Annotated in this window: 21 protein-coding genes; 13 read left to right on the forward strand and 8 right to left on the reverse strand. The window is 65.1% G+C overall.

Annotation, left to right across the window (positions count from 1 at the left end):
• Positions 1 to 310 precede the first annotated feature (310 nt).
• Together UK23_RS49995 and UK23_RS06035 are read left to right on the forward strand one after the other, a co-directional pair.
• A complete protein-coding gene (locus UK23_RS49995) occupies positions 311 to 790 on the forward strand; it encodes a hypothetical protein (protein WP_052684399.1) in 480 nt (159 codons plus the stop codon).
• A gap of 25 nt (positions 791 to 815) precedes the next feature.
• Positions 816 to 1,256 (forward strand): hypothetical protein, encoded by a 441-nt coding sequence (locus tag UK23_RS06035; RefSeq protein ID WP_052684400.1) that lies wholly within the window; start codon positions 816 to 818, stop codon positions 1,254 to 1,256.
• A 14-nt stretch (positions 1,257 to 1,270) separates the two neighbouring features.
• On the opposite strand, the gene UK23_RS06040 is transcribed toward UK23_RS06035, so the two are convergent.
• Positions 1,271 to 1,621, reverse strand: a complete 351-nt coding sequence (locus UK23_RS06040; protein WP_045310358.1) for an ESX secretion-associated protein EspG — start codon at positions 1,619 to 1,621, stop codon at positions 1,271 to 1,273.
• 228 nt (positions 1,622 to 1,849) lie between these two features.
• On the opposite strand from UK23_RS06040, the gene UK23_RS06045 reads away from it, so the two are divergent.
• From UK23_RS06045 to UK23_RS54940, 7 genes are all read left to right on the forward strand, one after another.
• Positions 1,850 to 2,389 (forward strand): hypothetical protein, encoded by a 540-nt coding sequence (locus tag UK23_RS06045; RefSeq protein ID WP_196777631.1) that lies wholly within the window; start codon positions 1,850 to 1,852, stop codon positions 2,387 to 2,389.
• The gene (locus tag UK23_RS06050; protein ID WP_156212843.1) at positions 2,386 to 3,180 is read left to right on the forward strand and encodes a hypothetical protein; all 795 of its coding nucleotides are present in this window, start codon (positions 2,386 to 2,388) and stop codon (positions 3,178 to 3,180) included. The genes UK23_RS06045 and UK23_RS06050 overlap by 4 nt, the downstream gene beginning before the upstream one ends.
• The gene (locus UK23_RS06055) at positions 3,147 to 4,622 is read left to right on the forward strand and encodes a lipase family protein (RefSeq protein WP_156212845.1); all 1,476 of its coding nucleotides are present in this window, start codon (positions 3,147 to 3,149) and stop codon (positions 4,620 to 4,622) included. Before UK23_RS06050 ends, UK23_RS06055 begins: the two co-directional genes overlap by 34 nt.
• Positions 4,619 to 5,071: a hypothetical protein gene (locus UK23_RS06060; protein WP_045310362.1), complete on the forward strand. Its 453-nt coding sequence runs from the start codon at positions 4,619 to 4,621 to the stop codon at positions 5,069 to 5,071. The genes UK23_RS06055 and UK23_RS06060 overlap by 4 nt, the downstream gene beginning before the upstream one ends.
• A 129-nt stretch (positions 5,072 to 5,200) precedes the next feature.
• A complete protein-coding gene (locus UK23_RS06065; RefSeq protein ID WP_156212847.1) occupies positions 5,201 to 5,752 on the forward strand; it encodes a hypothetical protein in 552 nt (183 codons plus the stop codon).
• Positions 5,753 to 5,895: 143 nt separating this feature from the next.
• Positions 5,896 to 6,378, forward strand: a complete 483-nt coding sequence (locus tag UK23_RS06070; RefSeq protein WP_231114393.1) for a hypothetical protein — start codon at positions 5,896 to 5,898, stop codon at positions 6,376 to 6,378.
• A 315-nt stretch (positions 6,379 to 6,693) separates the two neighbouring features.
• Complete coding sequence (locus tag UK23_RS54940; RefSeq protein ID WP_419503868.1) at positions 6,694 to 6,927, forward strand: DUF4365 domain-containing protein; 234 nt, start codon at positions 6,694 to 6,696, stop codon at positions 6,925 to 6,927.
• Here the strand turns inward: UK23_RS54940 and UK23_RS06075 are convergent.
• Genes UK23_RS06075 through UK23_RS06085 form a run of 3 tightly spaced genes read right to left on the reverse strand, consistent with a single transcriptional unit; the run spans position 6,921 to position 10,744 of the window.
• Entirely contained in the window at positions 6,921 to 7,760 is an 840-nt protein-coding gene (locus UK23_RS06075) for an inositol monophosphatase family protein (protein ID WP_045310364.1), read from the reverse strand. The two genes, UK23_RS54940 and UK23_RS06075, sit on opposite strands and share 7 nt — an antisense overlap.
• 2 nt (positions 7,761 to 7,762) lie before the next feature.
• A complete protein-coding gene (locus tag UK23_RS06080; RefSeq protein WP_045310365.1) occupies positions 7,763 to 8,773 on the reverse strand; it encodes a radical SAM protein in 1,011 nt (336 codons plus the stop codon).
• 39 nt (positions 8,774 to 8,812) lie between these two features.
• Positions 8,813 to 10,744: an SIR2 family protein gene (locus UK23_RS06085; RefSeq protein ID WP_156212849.1), complete on the reverse strand. Its 1,932-nt coding sequence runs from the start codon at positions 10,742 to 10,744 to the stop codon at positions 8,813 to 8,815.
• Between the two features lie 634 nt (positions 10,745 to 11,378).
• Here UK23_RS06085 and UK23_RS52530 point away from each other — a divergent pair.
• Positions 11,379 to 11,561, forward strand: a complete 183-nt coding sequence (locus UK23_RS52530; RefSeq protein ID WP_052684402.1) for a hypothetical protein — start codon at positions 11,379 to 11,381, stop codon at positions 11,559 to 11,561.
• A gap of 171 nt (positions 11,562 to 11,732) precedes the next feature.
• Here UK23_RS52530 and UK23_RS06095 read toward each other — a convergent pair whose 3' ends face one another.
• Positions 11,733 to 11,975 carry a hypothetical protein gene (locus tag UK23_RS06095; protein WP_045310367.1) on the reverse strand — a complete coding sequence of 81 codons (243 nt, stop codon included), beginning with the start codon at positions 11,973 to 11,975 and terminating at the stop codon, positions 11,733 to 11,735.
• Positions 11,976 to 12,431: 456 nt separating this feature from the next.
• Between UK23_RS06095 and UK23_RS48305 the strand changes: the two genes are divergently transcribed.
• The 3 genes from UK23_RS48305 to UK23_RS51300 are packed head-to-tail and all read left to right on the forward strand — an operon-like array spanning position 12,432 to position 14,118.
• On the forward strand, positions 12,432 to 12,923 hold the full coding sequence (locus UK23_RS48305) for a WXG100 family type VII secretion target (RefSeq protein WP_156212851.1): 492 nt from the start codon (positions 12,432 to 12,434) through the stop codon (positions 12,921 to 12,923).
• A 48-nt stretch (positions 12,924 to 12,971) separates the two neighbouring features.
• A complete protein-coding gene (locus UK23_RS06105; RefSeq protein WP_156212853.1) occupies positions 12,972 to 13,415 on the forward strand; it encodes a hypothetical protein in 444 nt (147 codons plus the stop codon).
• A gap of 10 nt (positions 13,416 to 13,425) precedes the next feature.
• Complete coding sequence (locus tag UK23_RS51300; protein ID WP_156212855.1) at positions 13,426 to 14,118, forward strand: hypothetical protein; 693 nt, start codon at positions 13,426 to 13,428, stop codon at positions 14,116 to 14,118.
• An 80-nt stretch (positions 14,119 to 14,198) separates the two neighbouring features.
• Here the strand turns inward: UK23_RS51300 and acpA are convergent, their stop codons facing one another.
• From acpA to UK23_RS50010, 3 genes are all read right to left on the reverse strand, one after another.
• Positions 14,199 to 15,857 carry an acid phosphatase gene (gene acpA / locus UK23_RS06115; RefSeq protein WP_045310370.1) on the reverse strand — a complete coding sequence of 553 codons (1,659 nt, stop codon included), beginning with the start codon at positions 15,855 to 15,857 and terminating at the stop codon, positions 14,199 to 14,201.
• Positions 15,858 to 15,997: 140 nt separating this feature from the next.
• Positions 15,998 to 17,302 (reverse strand): TolB family protein, encoded by a 1,305-nt coding sequence (locus tag UK23_RS06120; protein WP_052684404.1) that lies wholly within the window; start codon positions 17,300 to 17,302, stop codon positions 15,998 to 16,000.
• A 309-nt stretch (positions 17,303 to 17,611) separates the two neighbouring features.
• Positions 17,612 to 18,433 carry a CHAP domain-containing protein gene (locus UK23_RS50010; protein WP_082114440.1) on the reverse strand — a complete coding sequence of 274 codons (822 nt, stop codon included), beginning with the start codon at positions 18,431 to 18,433 and terminating at the stop codon, positions 17,612 to 17,614.
• Positions 18,434 to 18,461 lie beyond the last annotated feature (28 nt).

The raw sequence follows: 18,461 nt of genomic DNA on the forward strand, positions 1-18,461 counted from the left end.
GGTTCAAGGGTCGCAGGTTCAAATCCTGTCGTCCCGACGGTCTGAATCAGCCCGCTGATTCCGGGTGAAAGCCCAGGTCGGCGGGCTTTTTCGTGCGCTAAAAGCGATCTTCGCTTGATCATCTATTCAGGCGAATGAAGGAGCGAATCAGGAGCCACTGGCTCCTTCGTTTTGACCAACGGCAAATGGGGTCGTCCACCAACGGGTGAATCTGGCGAACCGTCCTGAACTGCGTCGGACCTGCGCGACCTGGCCTGAACGGGCCTGAAATGGGCGCGGTGGCGGAGCTGCCTGGTCCTAGGCTTCGTGGATGGTCGACGACGATGCCATGGCCAGGCGGCGGTTCATGGTCACCGCGGAGATCGAGCTGGACGTGGTGGACGCTGCCGCGTTGGCGCGCGCGGCGCTGGCGTACATCGACGAGATGGTGTTCGCCGTGGACGACGATTCCGAGCAGGCGCAAGAAGAACTGCGTGCCGCAGAACGCGAGGACGTCGCAGGTGACCCGGCGGCCGCTCTGTCACTCCTGCTGGATCCGGACGCCATCGTCGAAGTCGACGGTGTCGAGGTCGGTGGCGCCCAATACTCGGTAGGGGAGACCGGTGCGGACGGTCGTTCGCGGTCGGTGTCGCCGGACTTCGCGGAGCTGTTCGAGGCCTGTGAGTGCGGCCTGCCGTCGTGTGAGAAATGCGGTGGCTTCCAGGTGACTCCGCGGACTGCCGCGTGTTGTGGACTTGGCGGCTCTGCTGGCGGATCAGGCCTTCGACGATGTGATCGCACACGGCGATGATCCTGTTGGGTCCGCGGAGTTGTGGATGGTGTTCGACGCGTTCCCGCGCATTACCTGGCGGCAGGACGCGATCTGGCGCCGACAGGCGGCGCGGTCGTTCGACGATCTGCGTGCGGACCTGGCGGCCGGGCGATGGCCACAGCCGAGCTGTGCGGCCGACGAGATGGCGCTGCACCTGATGCTGACGACGGCACAGGCGGCGGTCGCGGATGGCTGGTCGGGGCTGGAGGACCGCTTCAGCGGGTTGCCAGAGCATCCTGATGATCTCGGCTGGGGCATGCTGGTGGATGTTCTGTTCCAGGACACCGACATTCTCGCGTTGTTCGACCCGAGTCGTGACGGCATCGAAGCTCCCGACGATGACGAGAACCAGTACCTGGGCGTGGGCGACTACACCCCGTCTGCGTGGTTCACGCCGTTCGACAACATGTCGCCGAGGGATCCACGTCGTCCCTTCCGCCGCTGATCACCAGAGAAGGGTCAGATCCGCATGCCGATCTTGTGGTCCCGCCATCCACGGCGAGCTCGGCGTCGCACCATGCCCGCTGACCTACGAGATGGTCGAGACCGCGGTCGGGCGGCGGGTGCGGGAGGCATGGCGGTGGCGACCCGCCCGCGCGCGTACACGTTCAGCGCCTGCTCAAGCTCAGGCGCGAAACTGTCACCTCGGATCAGCCCGCGCGCGATGAGGTCATCCTGCCCCATTCTCAGCCGCTCCTCCGCTTCGACGGCGAAGTGCGGAATCGAGAACGGAAACTGTCGGACGTTAAGCCTCAGTGCCACCCCCAGCGCGTCGAGTTCGACGAACGAGCAGACGATCTCCCCTGACACGTGGATCTTTCCTCCCCGAACACCGCTCCCACGGTGTGTGACCGGCAGTCATACTGCCAGTCGACCTGTGGGGTACGGAGCGTTACAGCACTGTTTGACCCCAATTGGCGGGTTGATCACTACAGTCCGTGAGTAGATCGCGTTCGATGTCGGCACCGTCGATAGGTAGAAGCCCGCAATTTGAGGCGAAGAGCATGCGCGTCCACTAGCTGTCATGATTCGCTCGCTGTGAGTGAGGGGTGGGAGGGCATGTACGGGAACCCGGACGAGCTGGATCGGATCGCGGCCGAGATCGAGAAGCGCGCTGATGGCGTGCGTGATCGCGCCAAAAAGCTCGACGACGACGCGCGGAAGATGGAGTGGCATTCGGTCGCGGCCGAGCGCTGCCGGGAGACGGTCGGCGGGGACATGCGGCAGTTGGAGAAGGCCGCGGACGGGTTGGCCGAGGCTGCCGCGCTGCTGCGGCGGCACGCGCAGGAGGTCCGCGAGCTGATCGCGATGATCAAGAACGTCTCCGAGGCCGTGGTCGGCTGGTTCGCGAGTGCGATCGACAGGTTCGAGCGTGCGCTCGATGCCTTCAACCAGGCAGCCAGGGACTTCGCGAATGGCGTCGCTGATGTCCTGGGCTTCGGTGGTAGTCAACCGCCGTCGCCTCCGCAGCCGCCGTGGACCGGTAGGAAGTGGGGGCCGGACAACCTGCCCCCTGCTGGAGACAAAGCGTGGCTGGAGGCGGGCGAGTACCTGCGCGCGCAGGGGGTGCCCGCGTGACCCCGGCACCGCATCGTCTGGTGCTGACTGCGGGTGAGTTCGCGTACCTGGTTGAACGTATGGGTGTCGAGCTGCCTCCGGCCTGGACTCCTACGGCGGACATCGGTCCAGCTGAGGCAGGGCTGATCAAGAAGCGGGTGGTCGACACCACAGGTGGGCAGGTCCATCGGTCGGTGGAGAAGAATCTGGAGATCTTGGCGTTGCCGATGGTCATGCTGGACACGGTCGCCGCGATCGGCGACAAGGGTCTGCACAGCATGCACACGATCGCTGGTCCGCTGGGCGCGTCGCTGTTCGAGCTGGGCGACGGCGGGGTGGAGATGTCGATGTTCGCCTCGGCTGATCTGGGCAAGGAGTTGATTCGGGCAGTTCCGCCGGAGAATGAGGACGGCGATGCCGGGATTGAGTCGCGTTTGGGCGGTGGAGGACCGGAGCAGACTCCGTTGCATGGGTGGCTCCCGCTGGCAGCGCTTCAGGAGATGGGTGCCGCTCGCCTGTTTCGCGACGCCGACCCCGGCGGTCCGGCCGCTGTCGTCGCCAGGTTGCGATTGTCCGGCGATGAGGCAGCGCTCGCTCAGCAGGTGGCGACCGAGACGGATGGGGCGTTGCGGTGTTTTGTCGTCGGGCGCAACGGGATGACGTCTCAGGTCAGCTGGGTGCATACCGATGGTGGCTGGAGCGGTCTCGATCCCGAGCCGGATGGTTCGGGACGCCGGATGGTGCGGTTGGAACCGGCTGCTCGTGAGGATCTGGGCATGTGGGTCGCCCCGGCTGTGGCAGGAGCTCTGTAATGCCTGACAACGTCGAAGTGCCTGATAGGCCGGTAGACCGCAGCAACGTGGGGATCGCTCCTGTCACCGACATCCAGGTCAGCGGTGGCGTCGGCGGATTCAGAGCCAAAGGCGAGGATCTCGTGGCGATGAGTGCTCTCACCGATGAGGTTGCTGGTGACACGCTCAAGACAGCGTTGGCCGGGCACAAGTTCCTTGCTGAGCCGGACGTGCTGGCCTCGGCGCTGCTGAATCCGTCCGGTGTGGCGAAGTTCGAGGCGGCCATGGCCTTGGCGCTCGACGGGCCGACCGGTCTCACCGCCACCTCCGCGGCCATCGGCTTGCGCGGCGACGCCCTGCGCGCAACGAAGCTGGCCTACGAGGCCGCGGACGAGCTCGCCGCCAGGGGCCTCGACGCCTCGCGATGGATGGCAGGGCTGGCGGTCGCTTCGGCCCCAGGCGGTGTTGTCGCCGCTGGACTCGCAACAGGGACTGCGATCGCCGCGGACGTGTACGCCAACTACGACGGTGATTGGCAGAAGTGGCTGGTTGATCACCCCGGCATGGTCGACACCCTGATCGGTATGTCGCCCGGCATGCTCTCGTCGCTCGGCGTACCGGTTGATCTGGCTTCCACGTTGGACCTGCTCGCCGCCACCTATGCGGACGGCACAGCGGACGTCAAGTACCTCCATACTTATCGCGACACGGGACCGCATGACCTGCGTGACATCCTGCTGGGCCTCGATGAGCGCAACAGTCCCGCCAACAAGGAGCTGAGCAACATCGATGTGCGAATCATCAAGGACGCCAACGGAAACGTGACCGGCTATGTCGTGGATGTGCCTGGTACCAAGGACTGGAACGCGCCGTGGGATCCCAAGAGTGCCAACGACTCGGGCGTGAACGTCGACGCGATGGCGGGCAACAGAACCGTTCTGCAGCAGGGCATCGAGCAGGCGCTGCGTGATGCCGGTGCGCAGGGAACTGGTGTGCCGGTGATGCTGGTCGGTCACAGCCAGGGCGGCATCGTGGCTGCCCAGTCGACCAGCGACCTCGTCGCGAGCGGGTACAACGTGACACACGTGGTCACCGCCGGCTCCCCGGTCGGACGAATCGAAATCCCCGGCAACGTGCAGATGCTCTCGTTGGAGAACAAGAACGACATCGTTCCGCACCTCGATGCCAGCGACAATCCGAACACCGCCAACCGCACGACGGTCACTTTCGAGAACCAGACCGGCACTATCGGCGAGAACCACAGCATCGGCGGCTATCGGGAGAATCCTGGCCAGCCGCAGAGCCCGCGCGTCGACCGCAACTACGTCGCGGTCGCGGAACAGCTCGACCAGAGTTCGGATCCTTCGGTCCGCAGGTTCCTCGACAGCACGGACGCCTTCACTCAAGGCGGCCCGGCGTCGCAGATGAGGACCTATCAGGTGACGCGTCAGGGAGTGAAGTGAGCAACGCGCTGCGTTCGGTAGTGCTGGCCGTCCTGCTCGTCGTGGTGGGCTTGCTGGCCGGATGCAATGTCACCGACCAGTACTACGAGGGCGTCGACAGCTTCGGCAAGCAGACGGTCGCTGACTGGAAGGCGATGCCGGAGGTCGTCGATGCGACGTACGAGTACCGCCACGGGCTGGATCAGGGACAGCTCATGTACCTCGACGTCACGATCCGCGGAGACGTCGACAAGGACACGGTGATCGGCCAGTTGCAGGAGGTCGCCCGAAAGAACTTCTGGCAGAAGACTTCGTCGACCGACGTCAAGGTCAATCTGGCGGTGCACGCCGAGGGCAGCGGGCTCGGCGGTGGGTCGGCGACGCCGGGTCCGGTGATCTACCAGGGCGGGCTCGGCCAGGGCTCCGGATCCCCTGAAGAGGAGTACGGGCCGCGAGCGACGACGAGGTGAGTGGGCGATGACTCCTGACGAATGGCTGGCCGATTTCGAGGCCAAGATCAGTACCTCGAGACACACGCAGCCGCAGCTGAAGCTCTCGACGACTGGTGGCCAGAAGAGGGCGTCGTACGCCGGTTGGCGTTGAGTGTCGATGTTGATGTCGACGAGTCCGACCGGCTCGGCATCATCGACGCCTTGGTGCGGCAACGAGGCCCGGTCGCCGCTGCGATTCAGTGGCTCACCTTTGAGACTACGAGAAGTACCCCGGATCCGTCCTACCACCAGCAAGCGATCCCGCGAGCGACGTTCGGGACGCCGTCGGCTGAGGACAAGGTGGCAGGTCTCCGGCTCGTGGTCGGAGCGGGAGAGCTCGATGACGAGTACCGCGTCGCTGCCTGTGCCGCTTTGGCCGAGAACAAACCAGACGACGCTTATCGCCTGTTCGTCTCGTTGCAGCCGACGAAACTGACTGTCTCGTACCTGGCGAATGCGGGTGAGGGCTACGTGCTGACGCTCTTGGCGCGACTCGTGCAGGACGACGCTCAGCCGTTCTATATCAGGCTCAGAGCATGCGAGGAGGTCGAGTGCATCAGCCCGGAGTTCGCTCTGGACCTGTATGAGTCGCTGGCCCAATCAACCGTTCTCAGCCCAGGCCAGCGAGACCAGGTGCGCGACGCATTGGAGGCGTTGTGATCGCCTCAGTATCCGTAAAACGAGCAAGGCCTCGCCACCGTCGTCGACACGCGTCCTCGGTTGCTGTGCACATTCGGTGAGCCATAGATCAGCATCGCGCAGTCTCATCGGCTGTAGTCGGCGATTCGTGGCACGATTTCGGAGTGGGTGGTCAGGATGCCGATCAGGTGAATAGCCTCGCTGAGTGGTCAAACTGGGAGCCGCTGGCCAACGCGATCGTGCTGGCACCGCGGCTTCCCGGCGTGTACATGGCACGGCAGGGGCTGACGGGTCCGGTCATCTATGTCGGTATGGCAGGCGAGCGTGCGGGCCGTGACGGCCGGCGTGCACCGCAAGGCCTTCGTGGCCGGTTGGCCGTGTACGCCAGTGGTAAGGGCGCGGTGAGCGGCTTAGGTGAAGCAGCCTTTGATCGGGCGCTGGCTGATCCGGCCTGGATCAAGCTCCAACTTGCGCAGATGAACGAGCACGGTCCGCAGCGAGCTAAGGCGTGGGCGCGGGCGGCCCTCGAGTGGGCGGAGATCTACATCCGGTGGGCTACGGTCATGGACCGTCTCGCGGCGAGGGAGCTCGAGCGACAAACTCTGGCAACGTTTGATGATCAGGAACTGTGGAACAGGGCGCGATAACGGCACCCGTGTTGACCAACGATCCAGCACATCAACTGGCCTGATGAGGCGTAGGTCGGCCACGCGGTAGGTGTAGCGCCGGGTTGCGGTCCACCGAAGCGAATGCAGATCACGCTGCTCCAGACCCTGCTGGACTGGTCGAGTAGCGGTCCTCAACCAGCCGAAAGGCCATCAAGGGCGCGGTGTTTGCAGCCTGTTCCACGCTGATTCCTTGGCTGTGCGAGATCGTCGGGTAGATGTAATCCTGACCGCGAACCCTGTGCTCGTCGAAAGGGCGCTCGCGTTGAGAAGACTTCGGGATGCGCCGCAAACCTGCTGCCAGAGCGCCAGCGAGGGCGTGACCACACCCAGCTGGCCATCCAGGACGAGCTGGGTTGGTTGTTCCGCGAGCAGCCGACTGAGGACTACGGCATTGACGCTCATGTCGAGGTTGTCGACGGCGAAGACGTTCGAGGGCGGCTGCTAGCACTGCAGATCGTTGTCGCGCGCTCGACTGTCCACTCGCGACTGACCGGTTCTGGCTCGCAGAAATCGTTCTGTTCTCAGTAGACCGTGGCTTCGTCGTCGCTCATGGCTGCTCGGATCTGCCCGGCTACGGTGGAATCCGGTGCTGCGACCAGTGGCAGTTCGTTGTCCCCGTCGAGGCGGAACGGGCTGCCGTCGAGGCCGGTCACGGTTCCGCCTGTTTCCTGCAGCAACAGGATTCCCGCGGCGTGGTCCCAGACGGTCTCCCAGGTCAGAATCATCGCGCTGCACCGGCCCGAGGCGAGTTCGAGATATCCCAGGCCGGCTCCGTCGAAGTAGGAGAGCGAGATGCCGCTCATGCACAGCCTGTTGATGTGGAGGCGAGCCGGCAGCTTTGACCACCATCGTGGTTGCGCAACCCTCACGTCGAGGGATCGTAGTACGGTGACCGATTTGGGCAGCGTAGTTCTTTCACCGTTGATGTGTGCCCCGTTGTCCGCCACGGCGATGGCCATCAGATCGAGCGCCGGTGCGTACGTCCACGAAGCCATCACCCGGCCTTGCACGGCCAACGACACGAGACTGGTGAACCGAGGATTGCCCATCGCGAAGTTCTCGGTGCCGTCGATCGGATCGACGATCCACACCGGCTCCGCGCCTGCCACCAGCTCGAGTCGGGTGGGGTCCGCGGAAACAGCCTCCTCGCCTACGACGGCGCTGCCGGGAAGTATGGCGCACAACCGATTCGTGAGGGCATCTTCGACGGTGTGGTCGACCGCCGTGACCAGACCACCATCGGCCTTTGCCATGACGTCCTGTGTTGCCACTCGACCGAATCGGGGCATCACGTGCTCTGCTGCGATGGAGCGGAGGAGACCCTCGACCTCGGTCAGGTCGCAGAGGTCCGCGGGAGTCATGGCTAGGCCATCAGCCGGTTGTAGATGCACAGGGGCGTGAATCCGTTGTCCGGATGTCGCAACGGGCAGCCTGCGCAGGACGCGTCGGTCCGGGTGAGCTCGGAGCTGCCGGAGCGTTCGGTCAACATGCCGTCCTGCCAGCGGTAACCACTGAGATCCTCGTCCTCCACCAGCATGCCGCAGGCGAACACGGCACCACTGGGGAAGAACTGGAGGTTGCTCAGACCGCGGACCGCGCACTCACCAAGGTCCTCACCAGGAAGGCCGTAGGCATATCCCAGTTCGCAGTCCACCGCGAAGTCGGCGCGCGGTGAAACGTAGCCGCGCACCACCTCCAGCACCTCATCCCGCCAGACCTGCGGTGAGATGGTCTCGTCCGCTGCGTGCGTTCTCGCTCGACCGACCAGGGAGAACCAGTGGATGTTCAGGCGGGCGGCGTCCATGGACTCGGCCAGTTCGATCATCGCCTGCACGTCGCCGACCGTCGATCGCAGGACCGTGTAGTTGATCTCCAGCGGGATGCCGCGCGCTCGGATCTCGGTGACCGTCGCCATCGCGTCGGCGAACGCACCCCGGCCGCGCAGCCGGTCGAACCGTGTCGGAGTGGAAGCGTCGATGCTCACGGCCACTCGTCCGAGTGAGCTCGCCACCGCGTCATCGGTTAGAGCGGTGCGGAACTGACGGCTGCCGTTGGTCACCGTCCTCGCGCTCAACCCGGCGCCAGAGATCGTGGTGACGATGCGCGAGAACTCCGGGTGCATCGCTGGCTCGCCACCGAGCAGCGTGATCTCGCGAGCCCTGCCGGTCGCGGCCCAGCCGACGATGTCCCGGACCATGTCGAGCGACATCCGGGTTTTGCTGTTGAGGAACTCATCAGACAGGAAGCAGTACGTGCAGCGCCGGTTGCAAGTCGAGGTGACGTAGACGTCGATGCTGTCCAGCTTGAAGTCGCTGGCGGGCAGACCGCCGGCCACTGATGACCGCAGGTCACCACCTGACAACAGTTCGGTCACTCCGGCCTGCTTTCTGACGTCCTCAGTGGACTGCGAATCCTACGTGGTTTCTTCGGTTTCGGCGTGGAACCAGCTCGACACCGCATTGGCGATGGACGCGGATGCTCCCACAGGATCCTCGCGCAGGGTTAGCTGGGCCTCTCCCCAGTTCGCGAGAACCCGGCCATCGTGTACGAGTTGCGCCACTCGCGCGTCCGACACGGTGGCTGCCAGTCGTACAGCCACGGTGAAGAACCACTCGAGCAGGTCATTGCCTTTGCTGGGATCTGCCTGGGCTTGCCGCACGAACCGTTTCAAATCGTCTACGTGGTAAGTGGCGTCACGGTTCAACGACTCGTGCGTCCAGAGGTTGCGGCCGTCGGCGAGAGCGACGAGCCGGCGCACGTAGACGCTGGACAGAGGCGGGTTGCTGTTCCGGGCGCGCCAGAGGTCCCACATCTTCTGCTCGTCCTGACCACCTAGTGTGACGACTGCGGCCTCGTCGCTCTTGCCCAGACCGTGGCGGTCGAGCGCGTTTTCCAGCGCAAGCCAGGTGTACAGCGGGCGGAGCACCTTGTGCGCGGGCGAATGTGGGACGTTCACGCTGTTGTCGTCCCTCGTGTTGATCACCTTGGCTGCGGCCAGGGTGTCGAACACGTAGTTGGTAGGTGCGTAGAACGAGTTGGCGAGCGTCCACAGTCGAGCTGACCTGTCCGGCTCGCTCATGGATCTCAGCAGCTCGTTCATGCGGAAGACCTCGGGCAGTCTGGGTGCCCCGCACACCGAGAACCAGGCGCTAACCGCCTCCTTGAACCGTGCGGCGACCCGGCTGGCGTTCGGCTCGAAGATTCCGGTGTCGTCGAGGTGCAGCTCCACCGGGATGCCCATCTTGCTGAACAGCACTGCGGCGAGAGCGTGGACGCCGTGGATGAGGTGCGGTGAGCGCAGCCTGTGCGGCCAGAAGATCAGGCTGGGCTCGGTCGACCGGGACACGCCGGTCTGGCCGAAGCCGTAGTACTTCGTCAGCTCGTTCACCCGGCTGTGAAAGGAGGAAACGCGGAGAGCGGGTGGAGCTTCCCCGTCCGGCGGAGGTGGTTCAGCGAGGGCATCTGCCAGCTCACCGAACAAACGGTCCCGCTCGATTCCGTAGAACGGCGTGACGTGCAGGGCGTGCTCTCTGAAGAAGTTCTCGAGTTTGGGGTTGATGTGGTTGTGGTTGGTTTCGTCTTCGTACACGGCCCAAAGAACCTCGAGCGAGGTCTCCGGGTCTTCCGCCGTGAATTCGTTCAGTTCGGACTGGAAGGTGCGTCTGATCACGTCGTCCCAGCCGCTGTAGCCCACAACCAACAGGACCTTGCCCTGGAGATGACGTCCGAGCCATCGCTCCAGGAGCATGCGAGGCTTGCCGATCTCGACTGGCGAGTGCAGGGTGCCGCCACGCGCGTCGCCGTGCAGGTGCAGGACCATTCGCTCGTCGGAGTTCAGTCGGAATCCGGTGGGTGTGGCGTTGTGCGACACGGCGTAGGTTTGCACCGTGAGTCCTTGTGCCCGCATGGCGGTCTGCAGAAGGATGTCGAAGTTCGTGGTGAGGAGGTATCGGCAGATCCTGGCGCGGTGATCGCTGATGATCCTCGACAGCGCCTTGAGCCCGCTGGGTACGCGCCACCTGGCCACGTCGAACTCGATGCGCTCGAACTCCGAGTCGGTGAGCGGTCGATGCGCCAAGCCTGGAGGTAGTTCGCCCTCGTACGGCTGGAAAATCGCACGTTGAACGAAGGCTCGTACACCACTCGTTCCCCGAACGCGTTTGACCAGTTCCAGGGACTGCGCGTAGCGGTTTATCCGCCCGGTCTGTTCCGAGGTCGCCCGTGGCGACACCGCACCTGGTTGTTCTGACGGTGTCGCGACCGATTCGTCAGCCCATTGCTCGGCTTGCACCGTCAGCTCCGCCACGCCTGGAACCAGGGGAACTGTGGCGCCCGCGCCGAGCAAAACGCACAGTTGGCGCCTTTCGGTGTCGGAGGTCAGCAGGGCTTTGAGCCGTTTGACCAGCAGACCGGTCTGGTCCGACGACAAGGTTTCCTCCCTGAGAGGACGAGCTGAGCATCGCAGCCGACTCGTTGCTCCGGATCTGCTGCTGGTTTGGTGTATCGCCGCGGAGCGCCGAAGTGTGACACGACTCCAGTGCGAATATCCGGTCCACCTGGTGTGGAATCGGAATTCACGCGGATGGAGGACGTGTCGACATGCATCTAAAATGATCGGCTGTCCTCAGGAACGCCGTGGTGGCCCGCAACGTGAGCCTCCTCCGGGAGCAGTAGAGCCTGTCCTCGGCCGAGTTCGCGTGGCGAGCAGACTGGCCAAACAGGCGTTGTCCAACCAACCTGGAGAACGGTGCCGGCAACCCCCGGTGGACACGTTGTTCGCCATTGCTGCCGTGCTGGGAGTGCCGCTTACACGGCTGGTGGCGGAGCGTGAGCAGGTCCTGATCGTGTAACGCGCTGACGACGTGATGTGGCAGCAGCAAGGGGATACGAGTCGCGGTCACTCGATCACGTGTACGGCTCAGGTGTCATCGAGAACTACCTCGTGCACATCGGGTAGAGCGCTGGGAGCGCGGGTTCGGGTGGGGCCCGCCGACAAGCCGGTGGAGCTGGTGGCCGGTGACTTCGTGCGGTATCCGGGGGATCAGCCACACGTGTACGAGTCGCTGGACGGCGAGAGCCTGGTGCACATCGTGGTCAGCGTGCCTCGGGTGCAGCCGGGGACCGGCGGGGCACCCGTCGCGCACACCCACGGTGAAAGCTGAGCTCACGCTGCGGGGGCGGTGGCCGCCGAGTGCTGTGACAGCTCGTGCCGCCTCGTACGCCACGCGCGCAGCGCCAGGGCGAAGCAGGCCGCGTCGAAGCGGTGGTCCGACCGTGAAGAAGCTCATCGACGCGGCTGGGCTGGACGTGCCGAGGTTCGTTCGCCTCAACGCCTAGGGACCGGACTTCGACGCGGTGACGGCGGCCAGGGAGATCACTGCCGTCACCTCCTTCCGGTCTTCGTCAAAGAGGTCGCCGGGACGTGCAGCGAGCGGTCGGCCAGGCTCGGCTCGCTCGCCGAGCTCACACGGTGGCTGGAGATCACACTGGACGTCGAGGACTTCGAGGTCGACGAGTTCCTCACCGGCGAGCTGCTGCACGTCGACTGCGTCGTCCAGGACGGTCGAGTCGTGCACGCACAGACCACTCGGACTCGATTCCGAACGCCGAGACGGTGACCGAGAAACAGCTGGGCTCGCTCACCCTGCCGGCGGAGTCCGAGCTCGGGCGCCGGATGCTGCGCTACATCCTGTCGTCCCGACGGCCAATGACCAGCGGGTTTGCCTTTCGAGGTAGACCCGCTGTTGTCGTTTCTGCCCGATTGTGGTGGCGCTACGCCGCCTCGGCTTCCTTCAGCGCTGTCTTGATCGCTTTGACTGCATCGAGTGCCGCATGGCGGAGTAAGCAGCGCAGGACGGGAGCATGGGCCGGGTGCGACCACATCGCGACCACAAGTGGCGTCATCGCTGGTCTGACTGATGCCACTTGTGGCTATGACAACCGATCGTGCTCGCCGAATTGTTCGCTGAGTAGAAGCACGCATCTTTGGATGAAAGGCGTGCGCGTCTACCACCTGTCATGATTCGCTCGCTGTGAGTGAGGGGTGGGAGGGCATGTACGGGAACCCGGACGAGCTGGATCGGATCGCGGGCGAGATCGAGAAACGCGCCGATGGTGTGCGGGATCGCGCCAAGAAGCTCGACGACGACGCGCGGAAGATGGAGTGGCATTCGGTCGCGGCCGAGCGATGCCGGGAAACAGTCGGCGGGGACAAGCGGCAGCTGGAGAAAGCCGCGGACGGCTTGACCGAGGCTGCCGCGCTGCTCCGTCGGCACGCGCGGGAAGTACGCGAGTTGATCGCGATGATCAAGAAGGTCTCCGAGGCCGTAGTTGGCTGGTTCACCAGCGCGATCGACAGGTTCGAGCGTGCGCTCGATGCCTTCAACCAAGCAGCCAGTGACTTCGCGAACGGTGTCGCCGATGTGCTGGGTTTCGGTGGTGGTCAGCCGCCGTCGCCTCCGCAGCCGCCGTGGACCATCGGTTCGGCGATTTATGGACGGCACCGGTGCATTCACCGGGGGTAGCCACGAGTCGGAGTTGCGGCGTTACAGAGTGGCGAGGGAGGGCGTGAAGTGAGGGCGGTCGTGAGGTCGGCTCTGGTCGTACTCCTGGTAGGGCTGCTTGGCGGGTGTAACAGCGTCGTGCAGTACTACGAGGATGTCGACGACCTCGGTAAGAAGATCGTGGCCGACTGGAAGGAGCTGCCCGAAGTCACCGACGCCAGCTACCGCTACCAGCACGGCATCGACTCGGGGCAGCAGATGGACTTCGAGGTCGTCATTCGCGCGGAGTCGGTCTCGAACGAGATCATCGACAAGCTGAAGGACATCGGCAGCCGCGACTACTGGCAGAGCACGGCATACGACCGAGGCAGCATGCCGTTGCGATTCGCTGCTTACTCCTCCGACAACCCTCCCCCGACTCAATCAGGGCCCGATACCGCGATCCACCGTGCCGGCCTCGGTATATCGAAGGAAGTCGGGCTGGAAAAGTACGGGCCGAGGCCGACGAAGTGATGGGACGACGATGACGCCGGACGAATGGCTGGCCGATTTCGAGGCCAAGGCCGCGGAACTGCAGCGCCACGCGGTCGCGTTCCGTCGCAATCTGGAGGAGGCAGGACAGCTCGACACCGATGTGTCGGTGCCTGCGTTCCGTACTCCTGAACCGCGGAAGCCTATGCCGAGGCCCGCCCCAGTACCACCTCGAACCGCACGAGGGTCACTTCGATCACGGGAAGCGGGAGGGAGTGGACTGAGCGCGGCAAGGCGTGTGGCCGGTGTGGTGGGCCTGGTTGTGCTGCTGGTCGGGCTGCTGTCCGGGTGCAATCTCTTCGTGCAGTACTACGAGGACGTGGACGAGCTCTGCAAGAAGATCGTGGCGGACTGGAAAGCACAGGCAGAGGTAGTCGACGCGAGTTACGTCTACGTGCACGGCATCGACTCGGGGCAGCAGATTGATTTCGATGCCATCGTCCGTGCGGAGTCGGACACGGCCGAGGTCCTTGTAAGGCTGGAGGACATCGCGAACCGCGACTACTGGTTGAGCATGGCGTACGACCGGGAGGACCGCAAGTCGTTTCAGTACGTCGTCTACTCCTCGGACAACCCGCCGGTAAAGGGTGAAGTGGCAGTGTCCAAGTCGATCGGTCAGGGCGATATTGGCGTGTCGCCGAAAGTCGGTTTGGAGAAGTACGGGCCGAGACCGACGACGAAGTGAGCGAACGACGACTCCGGGCGACCACCCTTGCGGAACTCACCCGTGGAGCCACGATCTCCCTTGCGTCGTAAAGGTTCTGGTCACCACCGCCGGAAGGTGGTGAAGAGGTCGCGGACCGCGGCGTCGCGCGTGCCGAGCGGCTTGAGGTGGAACTGGTGCTCGATGGTGGCCATGATCGACGTCGTGTCGTGCGGTGTGTGGTCGACGGAGAACCGTTGTGGCAACAGGGGAGAGATCACCAGTGCGGGGATGCGGGTGCCCGGGCCCCACTTGTCGCTGACGCCGCGGCGTGACGGTGGTGCGACGTGGTCCCACTGGCCGCCGAACTCGTCGTAGGTGACCACGACCATGGTGTGGGCGGCGTCCGGGCCTTCCTCGATTGCCTTGAGCAGGTCGACGAGGTGGCGGCTGCCGGTGTCCTCGCTCGCGTAGCCGGGGTGTTCGTTCTCCTCGCCGACCGGCTTGATGAGGCTCACCGGCTTGAGGTGACCGGATTTGGCCGCGGAGATGAACTCGACCTCGTCGCGCAGATGCGCGGCGCGTGCGGCTGTGCCGGGGGCGTAGTTCGCGAAGTAGTTGAACGGCTGGTGGTGGTACTGGAACGTCGCATCAGGACAGTTCGGGTACACCGCGCCGGTCGCGGTGCGCGGGCTCGTGCAGGTGCCCGGTGTGGTGCCGTTCGTCCAGCCGGGGCCGCCGACGTTGCCGTTCGCGTTGTCCCAGCCGCCGGAGTACCAGGCCCAGTCGACCTTCGCCGCGGACAGGCGGTCGCCGATGGTCGGCGTCGTCTGCGGCGGCAGCTGCCGCGTCACCGCGGTGCCCGGTGCGAACGGCTGGTACGGGGGCTGGACCGTGTTGACGGCGAAGTCACCGCACGTCGTGCCCTTGGGCGGCGCTGCCACTCCGGCCGGGACGACGCATGTGCCATCCGGGTTCGCTGCCTGGGTGAGGGCGCGGTCCGCGGTGCCGGGTGCGGCGGGGTGCAGCGGTGAGGAGCCGGGGTAGCCATCCGGTCCGACGACCGAGTGCAGGTCGTTGGCCGAACCGTCGCGCACGGCGCCTGGCCACGTCGGCGTGTTGGGCGTGATCAACCACTGGTGGTTGAGGAACGAGCCGCCGAACGCGGCCTGGAAGAAGCGGTCGGCGATCGCGTAGTTCGGGGCGTGCTTGCCGTGCAGGTACTCGTAGATCGGCAGGCCGCGCGTGTCATAGGTGCCCATGGTCAGGCCGACCGCGTCGCTGCCCGCCACGTAACGGTCCATCCTGCCGCCGTCGATCTGGTACTGCTCGTGGTAGTACCGGTGCACCAGGTCCCGGGTGCAGCCGCCGGGCAGGCCCTGGCCCTTGGGCACACCGTTGGGCAGGAACTGGCCGGGCGCGGGACATGTCTTGTCGGCGGGCGCGATGTAGTCGTCGATCCGGAACGGCTTGTTGGCGAACGCCGAGCTGATCGTTCCCCCGGTGCAGGTCGCGGGCAGCGGCGGCGAGGTGAGGTTGACGTCGTTCTGCGGCAGGCAGGGCAGTGCCGTGCCGTCCGGCGCGACCTGCTGCCGCGGGTGTGCGCCGCGCAGGCCGTCGACTCGTTCCCATCCGCCGAACAGGTTGTCGAAGCTGTGGTTCTCCTCGTAGATCACCACGATGTGGTCGATCCGATGGCCGCGATCCTCGGCATTGGCGGCGAGTGTGCCTGCGAGCAACACGGGCACCGCCATCCCCAGCACAACCAGTCGCGAGACCATGCCGCACCTCCTACGCCGTCAACCGTTGTGCAGCTTCACCCACCTCCCGGCAGCGGGCAACCCGACCTGTCCGAAATGAGAAGCCCGCGCGCCCGGCGGCTGCTCTGGCTGGTCCGCGGTGGACCAGCCAGAGCGTGTGATCAGCCTGCGAGCGTGGTGAAGAAGGTGTTGTCCTTGCGGTCGTTGTCGTCCGGCGTGAGCGTGCCGTCGTCCGACGTGAACGCGACGTGGCGGCCGTCCGCGGACAGGGCGATGTCCAGGCACGTCCTCACCGCGGGCGCCCCTGCGAAGCCGTGGCTGGCGGGCGTCAGGACGCCGGTCTGACGGTCACGCACGTAGATGTTCTCGCTTCCGGCCACGCCTTCGGTGATCCCCGAGTCCGCCTGCATCGCGAGGTGTCGGCCGTCGCCGGAGATCTGTGCTTCGTAGCCGAACACGTACTCGCCGGCCGTGTTGCGGTCTTCGCGGGTGAGCTCACCCGTCACGAGGTCCTTCACGTAGACCCGGTGGCGGTTGGCCCCGTCGGCGCCGTTGGGGAAGTTGGTGGCCATGGAGATGAACGAGACGTAACGGCCGTCGTCCGAGATCGAGGCCTCGTAGCTGAACTCGTTGCCCTGCACGAAGGATTCCGAGACGCTCACCAGGCTGGTCCGCAGCTTGTGCAGGTCGCGGACGAACACGTCCTGCTTGCCGTTGACGTCGCCGTTGACGAGGTTCGTCGCGTCGGAGTGGAACACGACGTACCGGCCGTCGGCCGAGATGCGGGCGTGGGCCCAGTAGTTCGCCCGGTCGGTCTGCCCGCCGGATGTCGAGACGCTCACACGCAACGGTCTCGCCGTCGCGCGGTCGTAGACGTACACGTCGGACTGGAAGTCGACGTCCGACGGCACCAGCCTGCTCTCGGTCTCGAACACGACGTAGCGGCCGTCGGCCGAGATCGACGGGAACTGGCTGACGTCGTGCCAGCCACCCGCGCGGCCGTCCGCGGTGACGCTGACCCTGGTCGTCGTCCCGGTACGCAGGTCGCGGACGAAGACGTCATTGGCATCGTTCGTGTCACCGGGGACCAGGTTCGGCGCGTACGACTCGAAGGCGATGTAGCGCCCGTCCGCCGAGATCGACGGATCGGAGCTCGGCGCGGTGGCCTGGCTGCCGTCCGAGGCCACGCTGACGAGCGTCGTCGTGCCGGAGACGGTGTCGCGGACGAAGACGTCGAGCTTGCCGTTCGTGTCGTTCGCGACCAGGTTCGACGCGAACGACGTGAACGCGACGTACCTGCCGTCCGCGGACATCGAGTTGCCGCCGAAGGAGCGGTCGTTCGGTCTGGCTCCGTCCACGGCGACGTCGAGGGTGGTGGGGACGCCCGGATCGGCGGCCAGCGCGATTCCCGGCGTAGTGATCATCAGTGCGGCCAGCGCCGTGAGAGCGATTCCAGCTCGTTTCATGTTCCCGCCGATTCCAGGAAAGGATCTTGACGAGAGATCACGCTACGGGGTGGGGCTTGAAGCCCTGCGGGTGCCGCTTCTTCTTACGCCGCATGGATCACGCGTACGACGATGTGCTCGCCGCCACTTGTCCTCAGTGGACTGCTGTGAACGGGTTAACACGGTTCGCGGACATTTTCGTGAAATGAACTTCGCCCGATTTGCCGAAATACAATCCTGAGCTGTGATTCAGATCACTTTATGGTGCTTAAAAAGCTGCGCCGAGGTGCCGGTAGCGGCTACCGGCACCTCGACGCGATCACTGACCGATCAGAAGTGGAGCATGTACTGGAAGTCTGCCTGGGCGTTGCTCACGTGGACGTTCTTGCGGGTGCCGTAGGCGAGCGGGTTGTTCCAGTTGTACTCCTCGACGTCGAACGAGCCGTCGGAGTGGACCGCGTTGACGTACGCGACGTGGCCGACCCGGTGGACGTCGTTGACGGCGATGGCGCCGACCTTCGGGGTCTTGTTGACCGTGACGCCGACGCGGCGGGCGGCGTCGTCCCAAGTGCCGGCATTGCCCCACGTGGTTCCGCCGTAGGAGTTGCTGAAGCTGGGGACGCCGAGCCTGCTGGCGATCCGGTAGGCCGCGAAGGCGGTGCAGTTGTCCTGGGCGAACCCGCGGGGACGGCCGTCGTAGTCGTTGGTGGGGCTTTCCGAACCGCCGCCGCCGCTGGTGAGGAACTTGTGGCTGGCGTTGTTGTTCTTCAGCGTGGCGTTGAGATTGCCGGACGCGCCGGGTGCGAAGTCCTGGCTGGCGCCGCCGTAGTTGCTGTTGAAGTAGACCCGCACCGTTTTGCTGGTGCGGTTGCGCACTGATGCCGCGGCGTTCTTCACGCACAGGCCCTTGCCGGCGCCTTCGCCCTTGAACTCGTAGCAGGACGGCTGAGTGGCGCCGTAGTCGTCGATCGAGCCGGTGAAGTCGGAGATCGAGCCGGCCTGGTTGCTGTTGTAGAAGAGGCAGAACTCTCCGCTGTCGCAGTCACCGTCGCGGCTCGCGGCGGAGGCGGGCGAGGCGGTGGCGGCCATGAGGGGAGCGACCAGGGCCAGTGCGGCCCCGGTGGCGGCGAGCATCATGCGTGCGATTTTCACGGGTTTCCCTTTTCCTGAAGTGTTGGTG

It is taken from the genome of Lentzea aerocolonigenes, assembly GCF_000955955.1.
Lineage (GTDB): Bacteria > Actinomycetota > Actinomycetes > Mycobacteriales > Pseudonocardiaceae > Lentzea > Lentzea aerocolonigenes_A.